Here is a 15,790-nt window from a genome sequence, read left to right as displayed (position 1 = left end):
CAGTAACTGTAACGACTGATACAAGAAAGTACCAATTAAAGAAGACTAAAAACATGATAGATAATTCAAATTACTAGGTAGTCTTTGCCCTATTTATGCATGCTAGAATATGTGAATATTTTTCTAATGGATTGAAACGAATGAAAATCATCTCATTTAACATCAATGGCCTGCGTGCTCGCCCTCATCAGATTGAAGCACTCATCGAAAAATACCAACCCGATGTTATTGGACTTCAGGAAACCAAAGTAGATGATCCTCAATTTCCTCATGAAGTGATAACGACACTGGGGTATCACGTAGAGTTTTTTGGACAGAAGAGCCATTACGGTGTCTGTTTGATCTCTAAAAAGCCACCGTTGGCGTTACAAAAGGGCTTTGAAGGCGATGAAGATGATGCTCAACGGCGTATGATTATTGGTACCTATGAAACACCTAAAGGTAATAAAGTCACGGTACTCAATGGCTATTTTCCCCAAGGGGAGAATATTGAACACCCTGTAAAATTCCCTGCCAAAGCACGTTTCTATGCTGACTTGCAAACCCATTTGCAAAGCAACCACTCTCCTGATGAGCACTTAATCGTCATGGGTGATATAAACATATCGCCTACCGACAAGGATATTGGTATTGGGGAAGTTAATCGTAAACGTTGGCTAAAAACGGGGAAAACCAGTTTTCAACCCATTGAAAGAGAATGGCTTAGTAGGTTACAAAACTGGGGATTGGAAGACACTTTCCGTCTTAAGCATCCTGAAATAACAGATCGTTTTAGTTGGTTTGATTATCGAAGCCGAGGATTTGAACAGACACCTAAGCGCGGACTGCGTATTGACGTAATTTTGGCCAGCTCACCTATGGCAAGCATTTGTCTCAACTCTGATATAGACTACGATATTAGAGGTATGGAAAAACCGTCTGACCATGCCCCTATTTGGGCAGAGTTTGATATCTAACCCGTAAACTTTATATAGGCCATTGCGGGTATCTGTATCTGCTTTTCGAGCAGACTTAGCCAGAGCACGACAGGCCACTCAAAAAAAGGATTCTTTTTGTTATGACGAGACTAACAACCCGGTGCATCCTAGCGGCAAAATTGCTACCTATCACTCTAGGCTTGCTAACAATGCCATTATTAGCAGCTGACTATGACTCTGCTAAACGCGTCCCTCACGCTGTATTTACTGGCGAACCTACGAAGAGGGTTGCTATCGAATCCTTGAAATCCAGCTTCTCCTTACGTAAACAGGCACTTCCTTCTGCGCTTAATTTGGGAGAGCTTTCTGAAACTGAACAACAACGATTGGAACAAGCGCCTCTAAACAATGGCCGTAAAGCTGTTGTTGGTATACAACGTTCAACCGCCGATTTTCCTCTTCGTTATACAGCTTCTGATTTGACTTGGGAGGCCCATAAAGAGGGAGAAACTGCTATTTTGGGGATAACCTCCTCTGGCGCAGCGTCTTTACGTGTCAACATAGACTTATCAACACTTCCGCAAGGTACAGAAGTTCGCTTCTATGACGAAAGTTTCTATAAGCCTGTAGGGAGATCAATACGAGTATCTAAGGATCAAACCATTAATCACTGGTCCGACTCCATTGAAGGGGACTTTGTAGGTATCGAATTGTTTATCCCTTCCAATGCCCCTAAAAACGATTTCACGTTAGTCATTAATAAGGTGATGCATCAGCTGATCAGTAAAGAAACGGCATCGTTAAAAAACAACGCAGCCATCGGCGCCAGTGGTAGCTGCCAGATCGATGTTAAGTGTGCATCAGAATCGGCCAGCAATTTCTCAAACCTCACTAGCTCTGTCGCGAAAATTGTCTTTATCGATGACGGTTTATCCTATAGCTGCACAGGCACATTAATGAATGATGCCGACACCTCTTCAGAAATCCCCTACTTTCTGACTGCGAATCACTGTGTCGACTCTCAAGCTGTTGCTAACACACTGGAGTTTTACTGGTTCTTTGAGAAAAGCACCTGCAGCACCAGTACGGCTAATAACACGATTTACACCTCTGGAGGGGCCAGCCTTTTAAAAGCAGATAAAGATTACGACTATAGCTTTTTAAAACTAAATAGGACGCCACCTGCGGGTGTCAGCTTAAGCGGCTGGGATGCCAATACTATTGGATCAGCTGGTGTCTATGGTATCCACCATCCAAGCGGAGACCTGAAAAAATACAGTTCAGGATTGACTTACAGCTTTTATGATTCGTTTTATGGCAATAAGTCGAATACGCATATCCTCGTAGACTGGTCCCTCGGCGTTACTGAAACAGGAAGCAGCGGCTCTGGTCTTTGGTACCGGGACGGTGGTAGCTCATATTTAGTGGGCATCTTAACTGGTGGATCTTCTGCATGCGGCTCTACACAAGGGATTGATCTATATGGTCGCTTCGATCAAAGCTATCCAGCGCTTAAAGGATGGCTCAACAATACAAGCGCATCGCCCGTTACAGGCAACATCACCATTAAAGGTCAGGTCGTTGTTGCAGGCACCAGCATACCCGTATGTGGCTTAGTATTAGCGAACGGCACCCACCTGTTCAGCTGCAACCAAGGCAACTATGAGATCACAGCCCCTGTTGATAGTGAGGGCAAAATAACGCTTTTTGCTTGGGCTGACGGATTCTTCCCTTATAAGCTGGTTTTTACGCCGAGTAACAGTTCAACAACACAGCACATTGAGATGCAACGCGCGCCCTGATTTCAACAAGTCGGCTAGCACTACTCAGTTACCGGGCTGACAAAGCCCGGTTTCTTAACCAGCAACACATCACAGGGGATATGATCCAGAACTCTTTCTACTGAGCTGCCAACCAGCAACCTATCCACCATATCGCGAGCAGCTGACCCCATAACGAGAACGTCAATCTTTTGCTTTTCAACAAGCTCAGGCAAAGCGTTATGCACCTCACCTTCAATTAGATGCTCCAATATTTGTCCCTTAGCATGATGGTCTAAAAACTCACCAAATGCCTTTTTGTGCTGGCTCCGTACTTTTTCCTGCAACCCTTCATAGTCAGCTGTAAGGTGCTCATCAAAAATAGCTGACTGCGGTAACACATTAAAGCAGTGCGCCCCATGTAGTTCACCTAGCATCAACCGGCTAAACTCAATTGCCGCCTCTATAATTTTAGCATCCAATGCACTTGCTTTTTCCACTTCAGAAGGATGAAAAGGATCAACAGCTGCTAACACCCGAGGGTGAACACCCCAACCACGCTCTTTCGTCATTAATAAGGGAATTGGACATTCTGAAATTAGCTTCCAGTCACCTTGCCCTAACAGGTAGTGTCCTAATGAGTGTTTACTTATAGAAGAAATCACCAAATCAGCTTGGTATCTAAGTGCCTTTTTGATCAGCCCTTCTGCTGAGTTTTTATTCCAGCTAACATCATAGCCAACCGAGTACCCCTCGCCTTCAAATGCTTCGGATAGTTGGATAAGCTGAGCCTCTACATGTTGTTGATATCCTGCTATGGCGTGCTTTTCTGCTTCACGGTCGAATAAGTAACTATTATGCAATGAGCGGCTGTAACAGTTATGGAATAGCTCAATGTGTAAGGAGCGACCCGCCGCTATCCTTTTTACTTTTTCCAGTAGAAAACCAGATGGATTTTTCGGATCAATATCCACTAGCACTTTGTTCAGGCCCATAGGTTTTCTCCTTATAGCAAGTTAGTAATAACTCAATCCAATGCACACTTTTGATACCCATCGTTAGCGCTAAGTTCCAATTATCAGCAAATAGATATACATATTAGATAAAACTAATTTATAATATTCTAAAACTTAATGGGAGATTTTCTTGTGACTGTTAATGCTGCTCTTCGTCTAATGGCTGGATGCGTTGTACTAATAAGCTTAGCTTTAGGTGCATATATTAGCCCTAACTGGTTCTACCTAACGGGCTTTGTCGGCCTCAATTTACTTCAGTCTGCCTTTACAGGATGGTGTCCGGCAGTCTTGGCTTTTCAAAAGCTAGGTCTAAAACAAGAAGTCTGTAATTTAGAAGGCATGACCGTCAATCAGTTTGTTCATATCATCGCGGGCATCACGATTCTTGCAAGCGTGATTGCAGTTATCGGCTTTGAAGCAAACGCGCTCTATCTCATCATCACCGCAGTGGTTGGAGTTAGCTTGCTACAGTCTTCATTAACAGGCTGGTGCCCTGCCATGACTATAGGTAGGTTGTTAGGCTTTAAGGACTCTGTCAAAGCAGGATAATTACTTAAGGCACCGAGTACGGTGCCTTTTTATTAAAATACTGATACTCGTCACCGTTTTAGAAGGTTACGAAATTGAGATAAATGCTACATTTTTGTAAACTGGTACAATAATAATACTTTACCCGGAGTACATAGCTTGGCGAATGCAGTAGATGAACCTAGCCTGAGCGCTGAAACCCTAGAAATGATGAAGACTAACGCCTCTCGGGCTGCCAAGTTAATGAAAGCACTTGGTAATGAGAGCCGTTTGCTTATTTTGTGCTATTTAGATGGCAAAGAGTTATCAGTCACTCAGCTTAATAATTGCCTGGATCTAAGTCAGTCTGCCCTATCCCAGCACCTCGCTGTATTGAGAAACGACGGTTTGGTACAGACCCGCCGAGAATCTCAAACCATTTATTATTCTCTAGCGGGCGATACCGCTAAGCGCATCATTCACACATTACATGAGATGTATTGCCCAACGGTATAACTCAGCATGCGGTTAAGCCCAAAAAGCGCTTTGACGCGCTTTTTGGATTGCTTGTAGCTTTAGTGCTGTAGTCGAGTGATTTGCCAATCTTCTGTCGGCTCATTTAGCATCATCTTCATATCAACAACTTCTTCTTCCATATTGAAAGTGTTCTTAAAACCAAGCTTTTGCGCCAGCCCTTGCATCCCCTTATTTGTCGGAAGGGTCGATCCCTCAATCATAAGCGTTCCTCGCTTACGGCAGTAATCAATCACTTTACGCATCAGGATAATGCCCAAGCCTTCACCTTGAAGGTCGTCCCGGATAACAACAGAGAACTCGCTACGAATATTGTCAGGATCAGTGACAGCACGGACAACACCTAAGGTTTCAGCACCTCTTCCATCTAATCGAGGAGCAGACACAATAAAAGCCATCTCCCTGTCATAGTCTATTTGAGTCCATGAAGCCAATTCTTGATGAGACGGAATACCTCGGCTATAGAAGTAACGCATTCGAATAGATTCTGGGCTAAGCGAGTTATAAAACTCTAAGTGCTTAGGTTCGTCCTCACCCCGAATAGGTCGAATTACAGCCGGACGACCTGAACGCTTCAAAGTAATCGCCTCTTCCAGATCACCCGGGTAAGGTGAGATTGAAAGTCGTGACTTTTCTGGTGTTATAGAAATTGCCACATCAACCGCCAAGATACCCAACTTATTGAGCAGTAATGGATTGACCTCCAAGCAGTGCAGATTGGGAAGATCAACGACTATTTCAGACAGCTTCAATATCAGATCAGCAAGCTGTTCTATATCCCGCTCAGGCTGATGGCTATGCTCTTGAATAATCCGATAAATGCGAGAATTCATGACCAACTCTTTAGCCAGTGCCATGTTCACAGGCGGTAGCATCACATGTCGATCAGCTAAAACATCCACCGTGAAACCACCAGCACCAAAAACGATCATCGGACCAAACGTGGGGTCTCTCGTAACGCCTACATTGATTTGCAGCGACTGAAACCCTCGCTTCATCTGCTGTACACAAAACCCCATTGCGCCCTCATCACCAAAACGCTCACTCACTCGGTAAGCAAGTTTTGTAGTCGCATGCCGCACTTCATCAGGTGAATACACATCTTGCACAAGGTCCAACCAACGCTGATTAGATTTCTCGTCATAACTAAATGGATAGATATTTCCTCGATGCAGGGCTTTTACAGCAACCGAACCACCCAGCTGTTTCGATATCTCCACAACGCCAGTGATATCATTCGAATAGTAACTATTTTGTACTGGAATATCGTACTGATTTAAAAGCTCGCACGCCTCATTATGGGTCAAATAATCCCGCCCCTCGTGCAGTGCCGCAGCAATGATCTGTTTTGCTTGTTGATGATTTTGCGTATTCTGCTCAACATATGAAGCTGGTGTTTGGCGCATAACCTCTTGGTTACGGCGATAATCCACCATGTGCATAAATGCATCAACCGCTTCTTCGGGGGTAATAAACGTCGCAACATTCGCCGCATTACAGTGATTACGAGCTTCGATAGCGGTAGCCCGCCCCATCCAGCAGGTCAATACATTTCTTGCTGATTTTCGAGCAACTTTGACAACTTCGTCTGCCGTCTCAACACTGGGTGCCATACGTGTTGGGGCATGAATTGAGAGTATCGCATCAACCTCTTTATCTTTTGACAATATATCCATTACCGCCGTAAAACGCTCAGGCGTAGCGTCCGCATTCAGATCTATAGGATTTGTTCGACTCCAGTTAGGCGGTAAAACATTGGCTAAGTTATCGAGTGTTTCTTCACTCAAAGAAGCAAGCTTTCCTCCGCTTTTTAGCAAACGATCGGTTGCTAAGGCATTGGGTCCCATTCCATTACAGAGAATGGCCAACCGCTCACCACGTAATGGTTTCATCCGCGACAGTGTTTCTAACGCATTAAATAACTGGTCAGAGGTATCTACACGCACAACCCCTGCCCTACGCAACGCTGCATCATAGACCATATCCTCGTCAGGGATACCCGGGGCCAACCGCTGTTGAGTATCACCGCTGGATACGATATCGGACTTGAGCACTAGCACCAGCTTATTTCTCGAAGCCGACCTTAGCGCTGAAATAAAATTACGAGAGGAACCGACTACACGATCCAGCTGAAGCAAGATCGCGTGGGTGTAGGGGTCTTGGGCCACATAATCAATAACAGAAGGAAGGTCCACATCAGCGCCATCGCCTAGCGTCAGAAAATGTGAGAAGCCTATCTCCTGCCCATTGGCCCAATCAATCATCGCGGTTCCCAGCAGCCCTGATTGACCAATATAAGCAACTTTCCCCTTCTTGATGTTGATATGGGAGTAGCTGGCGTTCATTTTTGAACCAGGAACCAATAAACCCATACAGTCTGGTCCAAGAATGCGTATACCATAAGGACGAGCTGCATCTCTAACTCGCTCAGTTAAACTCTTAACCAATGGGTCATTCTTAACAGACAAACCACCGGTTAATATCATGGCGGCTTTCACCATATTAGCCCCGAGTTTTCGAATAATGTCCGGCACTGTATCCGAAGGGGAGCAAATAATGGCAAGATCAGGCATTTGCGGGAGCGCAGAGATTCTGTCATAGCAGGGAACGCCATAAACGGAGTCATACCCTTCTGGGTTTATGGCCATCATCTCTCCGGGATACTCACTATCAAGCAAGTTCTGGATAACAATACCTCCCATACTCCCACTTTTTTCGGATGCGCCAAAAATAGCTATAGATTTGGGTTTAAAAAAACGTTTCAGGTATCTCGTACTCACCGTCTGACTCTCCAAAGGGTGTCGCATTGCTTCATAAACGATCCATACAGTATACAACTTACGTATAAATTACGCAGTTGCAAAATAATTAAAGTACTGTGAATAATGAATCAGATCAAAGAAATGCATTAAAAATGCTGCTTCGCACAATAAAACCACAATCAGGCAACTTAGTTTCCACTTTTGTTCTTCAATGTGAAACGGGTTAGCATCGAAATGATGCGAATCAGAATCCAATTCTTTATGTAGGGCTAGCAAACTCCTCTAGTATAGGCTCCTGCGCACCAATCAAACTTATCAGGTATGAATTTTGCTTAGTCATATAAAACATAAAATTACATAGGGTCAGCTACATGAAACGTCTTTCTATACTATGTCAGGCTATAGCTTTGGTTTTACTTTTTCAGTCCTCAGCCTATGCGCATTCAACAGAAACGATTAACGCCAGCCTGCTCTCAGGCCTGTTACATCCACTAATTGGCTTAGATCATCTATTAGCAATGATTGCAATTGGGTTATGGAGCAGCCAGCAGAAAGTGTTCAATAAGCCAGCCACTCTAGCTATCATTGCAGGCTCCTTATTTGTTGGGTTTATAATCTCCTACTTATTACCTTTCTACCCTTTGTTGGAACCAACACTTGCAGCTTCGATATTAATCATCAGTTTATTTAGTCTGTTTGCTGCCAGACTTAATGCTAGGCTATCGCTCTATGTCATTATTTTCTTTGTACTTCATCATGGCTTTGCTCATGGTTCTGAGATGCAGGCAGGCATATCAGTCTTATACCTAATAGGTTTTACTGTGTGCTCTTTACTCCTGCAAATACTGGGTCAATTACTACCGCTAACACTCAAACCTTACCTAGTAAAGATACCTAGTATTATGCTGGCATTAGCAGGCAGCGTACTCACAGTATTTTCTTTGAGCTAAGCACCTTTACCACATCACCCAATAGAAACATTTCAGCGGACTCAGGTCCGCTTTTTTATTGATATTTTTTCAAAAAAAACCAACTCTCTTTTAAAAAAATTCATTTTACAGCATACCGCTCCACTGCTAATTATTAGTCATATAAGGCTTTTACAAAACTACAGCATGCATATGCTAGGGAGTCTTTAATGAGAGATAAGATATCAAAAAACGATGATTCAATTGATGACTTTGAAAGCTTTGATGGAGAAGAGTTTGATGAAATAGGCTTTATAAGCACCCAGAAAAACACTAGAAGAAGTCTTCGAAAAAATATCGAAGAGATGCTTGAAGCAAGAGCACTCAAACGCAGTATTAGTGAGATTTTCGATGATGAGATGTAGTCGTTCGACCTTCTCATACAACTGATAAATTTAATTTTGTAAAAAACGATACTTCAATTTAAAAAATTAATTTCTTATTTTCAAACTAAGCAAGATATATTCGCCAAACATCGTGAGTTCTCAAAGAGAGAACTTTAAATAGTAACTATGCTTTTCCATCTTATATCGAGATAACCCTAGATGAGCACAAAAATACGTGTTGAAAAAATCCCTTCTGAAGACATGGACGACTGGGAAGATGACTTATTGGAAGAAGAAGAGTTTATCAAGCACAAGAAACGCAACAGCTTCAACGGAAAAAGACGTAAAGATATTGAAGATGTGCTAGAAGAAAGACGCCTCAAAAAGCAGATTAGCTATAGTTTTGAGGATATACCTGAATATAGAGTATAGTACCGTTTTTATAAGTGAGCGGATGAGATATCATCCGCTTTAAACAGACCTCACTTATCAACAGCAAGCTTTATACCTAATAAGATCATTACTCCACCGGTGATTCCTTGCACCCACTTCTCAATACCTGAACTAGCCCCAAAACTTTTAAGGCGACAAACCACTACGGTTAAGATACCCAGCCATACAAGACCGATCACAAAGTGAATCCCTGCCATAAAAAGTGACTGCACCATAGGACTCTGTGTGGGCGAAATAAACTGAGGTAAAAACGCCATATAGAAAACAATAGTTTTAGGGTTAAGGACATTTGAGAGAAGCCCCTCCCTTATTGAGCGAGTCCAACTCGTTGTTCGCGCCCCAACCCCACGGACTTGGTCCATAGGCAATGCTTTCAAGTTTCTAATACTTTGGATCCCCAACCAAATTAAGTATAGAGCACCGGCAAACTTTAACGCGTTAAATGCCCAAGCAGACTGAAGTAGAATAACTGAAATACCCACAGCTGAAACAGCGGCATGCACAAACAAGCCACTACAGATACCCAAGCTTGTTACCAAGCCATCTTTCCAGCCACCTCTCGCCGTATTTCTCATCACTAAAAGTGTGTCAACACCAGGTGATATTGTTAGCAATGTGATTGCTATCAAGAACGTAATAAATTGACCTTCCAGCATACATACCCCCATCTAACAGATGACCAACTATACGCTTAAGCTTTTTTTCTTTATAGCTCCTCATGATATTTTTAATGGCTATGGTATATTGGCGCCTTCATTCATAGCAGGTAGTTGATGATGGCGATTTCACTTCAAGACCAGCTCCTAAAAGCTGGCTTAGCTAGCAAGCAGCAAGCAAATAAAGTCAAAGCAGACAAACGGAAAAACAAAAAGAAAGCTAGTAAGCAATCTGAACCAGCAGCCCAGAGCCAAACAGTCCTCCAAAGCCGTCAAGAGAAACAAGAACGTGATAGGCAGCTGAATTTACAACGGGAGCAAGATAAGGCTCAAAAAGCTTCAGAGGCTGAAGCCAAACAACTAATCGAAGCTCATAAAGTTAGAAAAGACCCAGAGGCTGAAGTAAGTTACCGTTTTGTAGACGGGAAACTCGTTAAAACTCTCTATGTCACGCCACAACAACAGGATCTGTTAGCCCGTGGCCGACTTATTATCTGTAAGAGTGATGAGCAATATCATATGGTTCCATCAGATATTGCAGATCGAGTTGAGCAACGCCAGCCAACTTGGTTATTTAGAATAAAAAGCAAAGAGGTATGCGAAGACGATCCCTACGCTGCCTTCCAAATACCTGACGACCTTATGTGGTGATTGAATAGCTATTGCAGGATAACTTCCTTCAATAGCTATTGCTTAAATTGCCCAATCTGGCTTCTCTTGCCGCCCTTTCAGATGAGTGCTCATATCATTAAAGTTAAGGGGTTTGGTAAAGAAGTATCCTTGTCCGATATCGCACCCATACACCCTAAGCAGTGCTAATTGGTCTTCATCTTCAATCCCTTCAGCAACGACTCGTAAACCCAGCTTATGCGCCATAGTGATAACGGTGTGTGTTAACGTTGCATCACTACGATTCTCCACCATATCTTTCACAAAGCAGCGATCAATTTTAAGCGCGGAGACAGGGAACCTGGTTAAGTAACTAAGCGAACTATAACCGGTGCCAAAGTCATCAATACTAAGCGAGACACCAAGCTCCAGTAAGCGATTTAAAACTGGCTGAACCTCTTCCAAGCTTTGTGCCAAAAGAGATTCTGTTATCTCAAGCTCTAGAACTGAGGGATTAATGCCTGTTTCCTCTATGACGTGCTTCACCGTTTCGACAATATCTGAGTTAGTTAACTGATGCATAGAGACATTAACTGCCATCGTTAATGTTTGACTAACAAGCATTTGGTATTTTTTTAAGTCCATACACGCTTGCATAAGCGCAAACTCACCCAGTTTATCAATAACACCTATCTCTTCTGCAGCCGTAATAAACTCTTCGGGGCTTACAAATCCCAATCGCGGGCTTTGCCAGCGCATCAGGGCTTCAAAACCATATACCTCTTTATTTCCAATCAGGTTTTTGGTTTGGTAAACCATGAAGAGCTCTTTATTCGTAAGCGCATGGCGGATTTCGGTTTCTAACTCAACTTTGCGTTTATTCCTTGCATCCAACTCTTTACTGAAGAAACTATAACAGCGACGACCTTTATTTTTTGATTCATAAAGTGCTATATCCGCATGTTTGAGCAACCCTAGCACGTCATCACTATCTTCAGGATAACGAGAAACACCGACACTCACCGATATAAAGAGCCGCTTACTTTCGAGTAATACCGGCTGTTTCATCACGTCCATGATTTTTTCAGCCATGGCGATAACATCGTCATCCGACTCAAAGTTCATAAATACCAAGAATTCGTCACCACTCATGTGACAGGCAATAGCATCCTGACCTACGATTTGCTGAAGCCTTACAGCAATAAGCTGTAGCATTTGGTCACCTAAAAGGTGACCAAATGTATCGTTAATTTGCTTGAAGTTGTCTACATCCATATATAACACAGCAACATTTAAGCTATTCTTCCATGCACTTTTTAGCGCTTCACCTAGTAAATCATGTGTTCTTCTTCTGTTGGGCAATCCTGTCAACGCATCGAAGTTAGCTTGTTTATAAAGACGAACTTCTGCTTGTTTTCGCTCAGTAATATCTTGCGTAACAATGACATAGTTATTGACGTTACCTTTATCATTGTGCATTGAACTGATAGAAAATGAGAACCATAGCTTCTGCTCTTTCGCTCGACGCTCTCCATACCAGCTCCCACCGTGGGCTAAATGCTCAGAGATGGCTTTAACTTCTGCCTGCAATAGATTGTGAGGGAATGAATCCAGCAAGGCATTCCCTGATTCTATTTGTATAGGCTCTTCTGAGCCTCCACTCAGTCGTTTATTGGCATATTCCACGACCCAATGTTCATCCGTCACAATCACACTGCTGGGACTTTGATCAATCGCTTTCGAGAGCTTAAAAACGTTACTTTCAGCTTCATTCCGAGCCGATTCAAACTTAGTTGCACGGTGCAGAATCACTCTGAATACTAATAATCCCGCAGCAAGGAAGATTAATACGGATAAGGTTACAAACTTCATCCTTTCAAGCCAAAGAGAAAGAAGGTCCGTATTTTGAATACCGCTTACGATAAACAGACCATACTCATCAAGACGACTTGCCGTAATAAGAAGTTCTTCATCTTGGTAGGAAACATTTGATGAGGCTGAACGGCCTTTATCCTGAGCAAGTTCTTTCAACCTATTTAAGAAATCATCTTCTACTTTAGAAGATACAAAGCTTTGCCAGAACGTGTCAGACTCAGGGTAGGACAAATAAACTCGGCCATCATCTCCAACAACAAGGGATCGTCGATTTCTTTCGCTCTCTTCCGCTTCTTGCCAGATAGCATTATTTCCCAGAAGACGGTACGCAGCTACAACATAGCCTAGCTTCGCCCCTTTCTCATTGAGAATAGCTTTACGCATAGGCAAAAGCGTTTCGCTGACAAATGTGGGCCGAAATGGCCTACCAATGGTTTGTTGTTCAGCATCAAAAAGATCTCTCCACTCTAACGTTTGCAGATTTCCTGTTGTTGCTAATACTCTCCCCTTAATATCTATCACCGCTAAAACACGCATTTGAGGTGTTGCTAACAACACATCGTTTAAGCGCGTTTGAATCACACCGTCTTCATTTTGTTCAGATAATATTGAACTGGCCAACCCGCCAAGCAACTTGTCCTGATGCTGAAAAAAACGACCGACAACGCTACTTAAAGTGGCGTTATGAGGCAACAAAGTATTATTGGCTTGGACTTCTACATCCTTCCACGTAGCAAATCCAAACGCCAGCAATGCCAGCAGCATTAGAATAGATAAAAGGCCGTATAGAAATTGGAACCAGCTTTTAGTTTTGCTTCGATCTAGTGTCATAATGACTCTTTAAACAAAAAAGGTGCATGGAACACCTAAAAACACATATAGCTTGAGCGTTAAATAGAGACATACACTATACCGCTTATAGAATGACGCCAATCTGAACAAGTAAGCACCCCTTATGTATTAACTTCGTACTACCTGAAAGCTTAGTAACAAAAGCAATTTTTCGCCTTAGTAATCATACTAAAGTTAGGGGTATTTACAGTGCTTTAGCCATACAACGGTAATCAACCAGCGTCATCTTCTCTATCGATTTCTGGTTCGGTGGTAAAACAATAATTTGCATTCTGGCCGCGCCAGAGCCTTGTTTAAGTGGTGTACGAATACGGCCTGACTCTTGTAAAGGATGTGTTTCATTATTAACGTGCATGAGTAGCTCCGACTCACAAGCAACGGCAACGGTATCCGTCGTCAAAGGCCCTACGACCGTTAAATCGATATTTAACAAACAGCTCCCAATACCCGTGTTCTCTGCATTCGGTAGACAATTCAGCTGGGCTCCGATTGCGCTGGCTTTAAGCTTGGAATCTGCCTGTCTGACCTCACCGTCTGGGCTGATAAAGTCGCTGTGAATCCACCCCTCTACTTTACGGCCATCAGGGTGAATAAAGAAAATATTAGCCCAGTCTTCTTGTCTTTTAATCAGTAAGACCTGCTCATTTTTTTTCGCTTGGGCTAAGCGCTCAAAGGATACTCCAGGCCCCGAACGTATATTGATAGGTTCGTCGATCACTTTATAAAACTCAAGCGCTCTTGCCTGAAAACTAGCCACCATCATGATCAGCAAAAGAACAAACCCTTTTCGGCTCATCATATCCTTCTTACTCCAACAAGTTCATCCAAACTGCAAACCTATGCATACTACGTCCTAGCTTCCTACAATATCGAAGCTTAGAGTCGGGGTAAAGTCGTGGATGCGACAATGCGTCACATGTAAAAACGAATGACATATGACTATGATAGACAAAACCCAGTGGGCAAAGAGTATGTTGCAAGCAACCAATTTGAAAACCATCATCGGTTTATTTTTAACATTTGGGGCAATCATCATTATCTGGAAGTTACCTCATTTTCTATCATTGTCTAATACGCCCGCTGTACGCGAACTAAGCACCGTAGCACAGTGCGACCTTACCGAAGGAGCCTGTTATGCAAAACTGGATGAAGTGGAAATAGCGCTGAGTATAGAGCCAAAGCAGTTCAGCTCACTGAAACCGCTTCTTTTCACCGCTGAAATTAGCGGGCTTGATGCAACCGAAGCCATACTAGACCTTCAGGGAAAAGAGATGTACATGGGCATTAATCAAACCCCTCTGACGCTGAACCCCAACACTCGAGTTTGGACGGGTGTAACTGAATTGGCTGTGTGCACTACCGGTTCAATGCTCTGGCAAGCTTCAGTGATCGCACGAGAGAATGACCAAACAACACCGATTAAAGCCACTTTTGAGTTTGTTGCACAATGAAAAATAACACCCTGTCTACTTTGAGAACCCTGTTACTTCTAACGCTATTATTGTTAGTAGGTTTAGCAATTGCCTTTATGCTCCGGCCATCCAATTTTCAAAGCGGAAGCCTCATGAAGCTAGGTGGCGACTTCACACTCCAATCTAATAATGGGCCAGTATCACTTAGCGATTACCGGGGTAAAGCCGTCGCACTCTATATTGGTTATGCCTCATGCCCTGATGTTTGCCCCACAGCTTTAGCGGTTATGACTCAAGCATTTCGAAACTTAAGTAACGAGAATGTAGATCAAGTTGCAGGTATTTTTATCAGTGTAGACCCTGAGCGAGATACACCTGAGAAGCTTGAAGAATACACACGTTTTTTTAGCCCGATGATTACAGGCTTGACTGGTACTAAAAAAGAGATCGATCAAGTAGTTGCACAGTATGGTGCTTTTTATCGCAAAGTGGATATGCCCGATTCAGCAATGGGGTATGCGGTGGATCACTCCTCACGTATTTACCTGATCGATCAGACAGGAGAACTGTACAAAACCCTGCTTCACAATAGCTCTCCCAACGAATTACTGGAAGAGATCAATAAACTATTAGACTCAGACAAATAGGTATACTGATGAAAAAACTAATCATAGCGGCCACTTTGAGCGTATGTGCACTTCCTGCTTGGGCAGAGGTTTCTGTGAGCGAGGCGTATGTCAGAGCCGTACCTGCAAATCAAATCAACAGCGCTGCTTTTATGACGCTAACGAATAAAGGGGAGTCTGACCTAGCACTGATTTCTGCCACCAGCAGTGCAGCTAAAACCGTGGAACTGCATACACATCAGCACGACAACGGCGTAATGCGTATGCGTCGCATTGATGAAATACAGCTACCTGCAGGCGAGGCTGTCACACTTCAGCCTGGCGGACTACATGTCATGCTGATTGGGTTAACACAGCCACTAAATCCTGATCAAAATGTTGACCTTACGTTGAAGTTTTCTGACAACTCCGAAGAAGTGCTCAATGTGCCGGTTAAAAGTGTTGTAGGGATGATGCCAAACAAAACACCTCATGCTCAGCATCATAATACCAATCAATAGTTATCGAATGGCCTGTG

General features: G+C 43.2%; 16 protein-coding genes. 11 read left to right on the top strand and 5 right to left on the bottom strand.

The genetic code is table 11. The annotated features are described in order from the left end of the window. Positions 1-140 precede the first annotated feature (140 nt). Positions 141-956, top strand: a complete 816-nt coding sequence (gene xthA / locus F0U83_RS06475; RefSeq protein ID WP_138988499.1) for an exodeoxyribonuclease III — start codon at positions 141-143, stop codon at positions 954-956. Positions 957-1,057: 101 nt separating this feature from the next. After that, positions 1,058-2,719 carry a trypsin-like serine peptidase gene (locus F0U83_RS06470; protein WP_138988500.1) on the top strand — a complete coding sequence of 554 codons (1,662 nt, stop codon included), beginning with the start codon at positions 1,058-1,060 and terminating at the stop codon, positions 2,717-2,719. A gap of 20 nt (positions 2,720-2,739) precedes the next feature. On the opposite strand, the gene F0U83_RS06465 is transcribed toward F0U83_RS06470, so the two are convergent. Beyond that, complete coding sequence (locus tag F0U83_RS06465; protein ID WP_138988501.1) at positions 2,740-3,672, bottom strand: universal stress protein; 933 nt, start codon at positions 3,670-3,672, stop codon at positions 2,740-2,742. A gap of 153 nt (positions 3,673-3,825) precedes the next feature. Here F0U83_RS06465 and F0U83_RS06460 point away from each other — a divergent pair, with 153 nt between their 5' ends. Together F0U83_RS06460 and F0U83_RS06455 are read left to right on the top strand one after the other, a co-directional pair. Then, positions 3,826-4,242 carry a YgaP family membrane protein gene (locus F0U83_RS06460; RefSeq protein ID WP_138988502.1) on the top strand — a complete coding sequence of 139 codons (417 nt, stop codon included), beginning with the start codon at positions 3,826-3,828 and terminating at the stop codon, positions 4,240-4,242. A 189-nt stretch (positions 4,243-4,431) separates the two neighbouring features. Further along, the gene (locus F0U83_RS06455; RefSeq protein WP_138988549.1) at positions 4,432-4,716 is read left to right on the top strand and encodes an ArsR/SmtB family transcription factor; all 285 of its coding nucleotides are present in this window, start codon (positions 4,432-4,434) and stop codon (positions 4,714-4,716) included. Positions 4,717-4,775: 59 nt separating this feature from the next. On the opposite strand, the gene F0U83_RS06450 is transcribed toward F0U83_RS06455, so the two are convergent. Then, a complete protein-coding gene (locus F0U83_RS06450; RefSeq protein ID WP_138988503.1) occupies positions 4,776-7,514 on the bottom strand; it encodes a bifunctional acetate--CoA ligase family protein/GNAT family N-acetyltransferase in 2,739 nt (912 codons plus the stop codon). 353 nt (positions 7,515-7,867) lie between these two features. Between F0U83_RS06450 and F0U83_RS06445 the strand changes: the two genes are divergently transcribed. The 3 genes from F0U83_RS06445 (at position 7,868) to F0U83_RS06435 (ending at position 9,222) form a co-directional block, all read left to right on the top strand. Next, on the top strand, positions 7,868-8,446 hold the full coding sequence (locus tag F0U83_RS06445) for a HupE/UreJ family protein (RefSeq protein WP_138988504.1): 579 nt from the start codon (positions 7,868-7,870) through the stop codon (positions 8,444-8,446). Between the two features lie 188 nt (positions 8,447-8,634). Then, positions 8,635-8,829, top strand: coding sequence for a PA3496 family putative envelope integrity protein (locus tag F0U83_RS06440; protein WP_138988505.1), 195 nt, complete (start codon positions 8,635-8,637; stop codon positions 8,827-8,829). 180 nt (positions 8,830-9,009) lie between these two features. Further along, positions 9,010-9,222, top strand: coding sequence for a PA3496 family putative envelope integrity protein (locus tag F0U83_RS06435; RefSeq protein ID WP_138988506.1), 213 nt, complete (start codon positions 9,010-9,012; stop codon positions 9,220-9,222). Between the two features lie 50 nt (positions 9,223-9,272). Here the strand turns inward: F0U83_RS06435 and F0U83_RS06430 are convergent, their stop codons facing one another. Continuing rightward, the gene (locus tag F0U83_RS06430) at positions 9,273-9,899 is read right to left on the bottom strand and encodes a LysE family translocator (protein WP_138988507.1); all 627 of its coding nucleotides are present in this window, start codon (positions 9,897-9,899) and stop codon (positions 9,273-9,275) included. 117 nt (positions 9,900-10,016) lie between these two features. On the opposite strand from F0U83_RS06430, the gene F0U83_RS06425 reads away from it, so the two are divergent. Continuing rightward, positions 10,017-10,550, top strand: coding sequence for a DUF2058 domain-containing protein (locus F0U83_RS06425; RefSeq protein ID WP_138988508.1), 534 nt, complete (start codon positions 10,017-10,019; stop codon positions 10,548-10,550). Positions 10,551-10,592: 42 nt separating this feature from the next. Here F0U83_RS06425 and F0U83_RS06420 read toward each other — a convergent pair whose 3' ends face one another. Beyond that, positions 10,593-13,214: a bifunctional diguanylate cyclase/phosphodiesterase gene (locus F0U83_RS06420; RefSeq protein ID WP_138988509.1), complete on the bottom strand. Its 2,622-nt coding sequence runs from the start codon at positions 13,212-13,214 to the stop codon at positions 10,593-10,595. A gap of 205 nt (positions 13,215-13,419) precedes the next feature. Then, on the bottom strand, positions 13,420-14,034 hold the full coding sequence (locus F0U83_RS06415; RefSeq protein WP_138988510.1) for an SH3 domain-containing protein: 615 nt from the start codon (positions 14,032-14,034) through the stop codon (positions 13,420-13,422). Between the two features lie 136 nt (positions 14,035-14,170). On the opposite strand from F0U83_RS06415, the gene F0U83_RS06410 reads away from it, so the two are divergent. From F0U83_RS06410 to F0U83_RS06400, 3 genes are all read left to right on the top strand, one after another. Next, a complete protein-coding gene (locus F0U83_RS06410) occupies positions 14,171-14,686 on the top strand; it encodes a hypothetical protein (protein ID WP_138988511.1) in 516 nt (171 codons plus the stop codon). A 113-nt stretch (positions 14,687-14,799) separates the two neighbouring features. Continuing rightward, complete coding sequence (locus F0U83_RS06405; RefSeq protein WP_246077852.1) at positions 14,800-15,294, top strand: SCO family protein; 495 nt, start codon at positions 14,800-14,802, stop codon at positions 15,292-15,294. Positions 15,295-15,302: 8 nt separating this feature from the next. Continuing rightward, positions 15,303-15,773, top strand: a complete 471-nt coding sequence (locus F0U83_RS06400; RefSeq protein ID WP_138988513.1) for a copper chaperone PCu(A)C — start codon at positions 15,303-15,305, stop codon at positions 15,771-15,773. The last annotated feature ends 17 nt before the right edge of the window (positions 15,774-15,790 follow it).

The organism is Neptunomonas concharum, assembly GCF_008630635.1.
Classification (GTDB): Bacteria; Pseudomonadota; Gammaproteobacteria; order Pseudomonadales; family Balneatricaceae; genus Neptunomonas; species Neptunomonas concharum.
This window is presented reverse-complemented; position numbering and strand designations above follow the sequence as displayed.

Coding starts and splice junctions, on each gene's coding strand:
- xthA (WP_138988499.1), top strand. CDS start 141: ATGAAAATCATCTCATTTAACATCAATGGCCTGCGTGCTCGCCCTCAT.
- F0U83_RS06470 (WP_138988500.1), top strand. CDS start 1,058: ATGACGAGACTAACAACCCGGTGCATCCTAGCGGCAAAATTGCTACCT.
- F0U83_RS06465 (WP_138988501.1), bottom strand. CDS start 3,672: ATGGGCCTGAACAAAGTGCTAGTGGATATTGATCCGAAAAATCCATCT.
- F0U83_RS06455 (WP_138988549.1), top strand. CDS start 4,432: ATGAAGACTAACGCCTCTCGGGCTGCCAAGTTAATGAAAGCACTTGGT.
- F0U83_RS06445 (WP_138988504.1), top strand. CDS start 7,868: ATGAAACGTCTTTCTATACTATGTCAGGCTATAGCTTTGGTTTTACTT.
- F0U83_RS06440 (WP_138988505.1), top strand. CDS start 8,635: ATGAGAGATAAGATATCAAAAAACGATGATTCAATTGATGACTTTGAA.
- F0U83_RS06435 (WP_138988506.1), top strand. CDS start 9,010: ATGAGCACAAAAATACGTGTTGAAAAAATCCCTTCTGAAGACATGGAC.
- F0U83_RS06430 (WP_138988507.1), bottom strand. CDS start 9,899: ATGCTGGAAGGTCAATTTATTACGTTCTTGATAGCAATCACATTGCTA.
- F0U83_RS06425 (WP_138988508.1), top strand. CDS start 10,017: ATGATGGCGATTTCACTTCAAGACCAGCTCCTAAAAGCTGGCTTAGCT.
- F0U83_RS06420 (WP_138988509.1), bottom strand. CDS start 13,214: ATGACACTAGATCGAAGCAAAACTAAAAGCTGGTTCCAATTTCTATAC.
- F0U83_RS06415 (WP_138988510.1), bottom strand. CDS start 14,034: ATGATGAGCCGAAAAGGGTTTGTTCTTTTGCTGATCATGATGGTGGCT.
- F0U83_RS06410 (WP_138988511.1), top strand. CDS start 14,171: ATGACTATGATAGACAAAACCCAGTGGGCAAAGAGTATGTTGCAAGCA.
- F0U83_RS06405 (WP_246077852.1), top strand. CDS start 14,800: ATGAAGCTAGGTGGCGACTTCACACTCCAATCTAATAATGGGCCAGTA.
- F0U83_RS06400 (WP_138988513.1), top strand. CDS start 15,303: ATGAAAAAACTAATCATAGCGGCCACTTTGAGCGTATGTGCACTTCCT.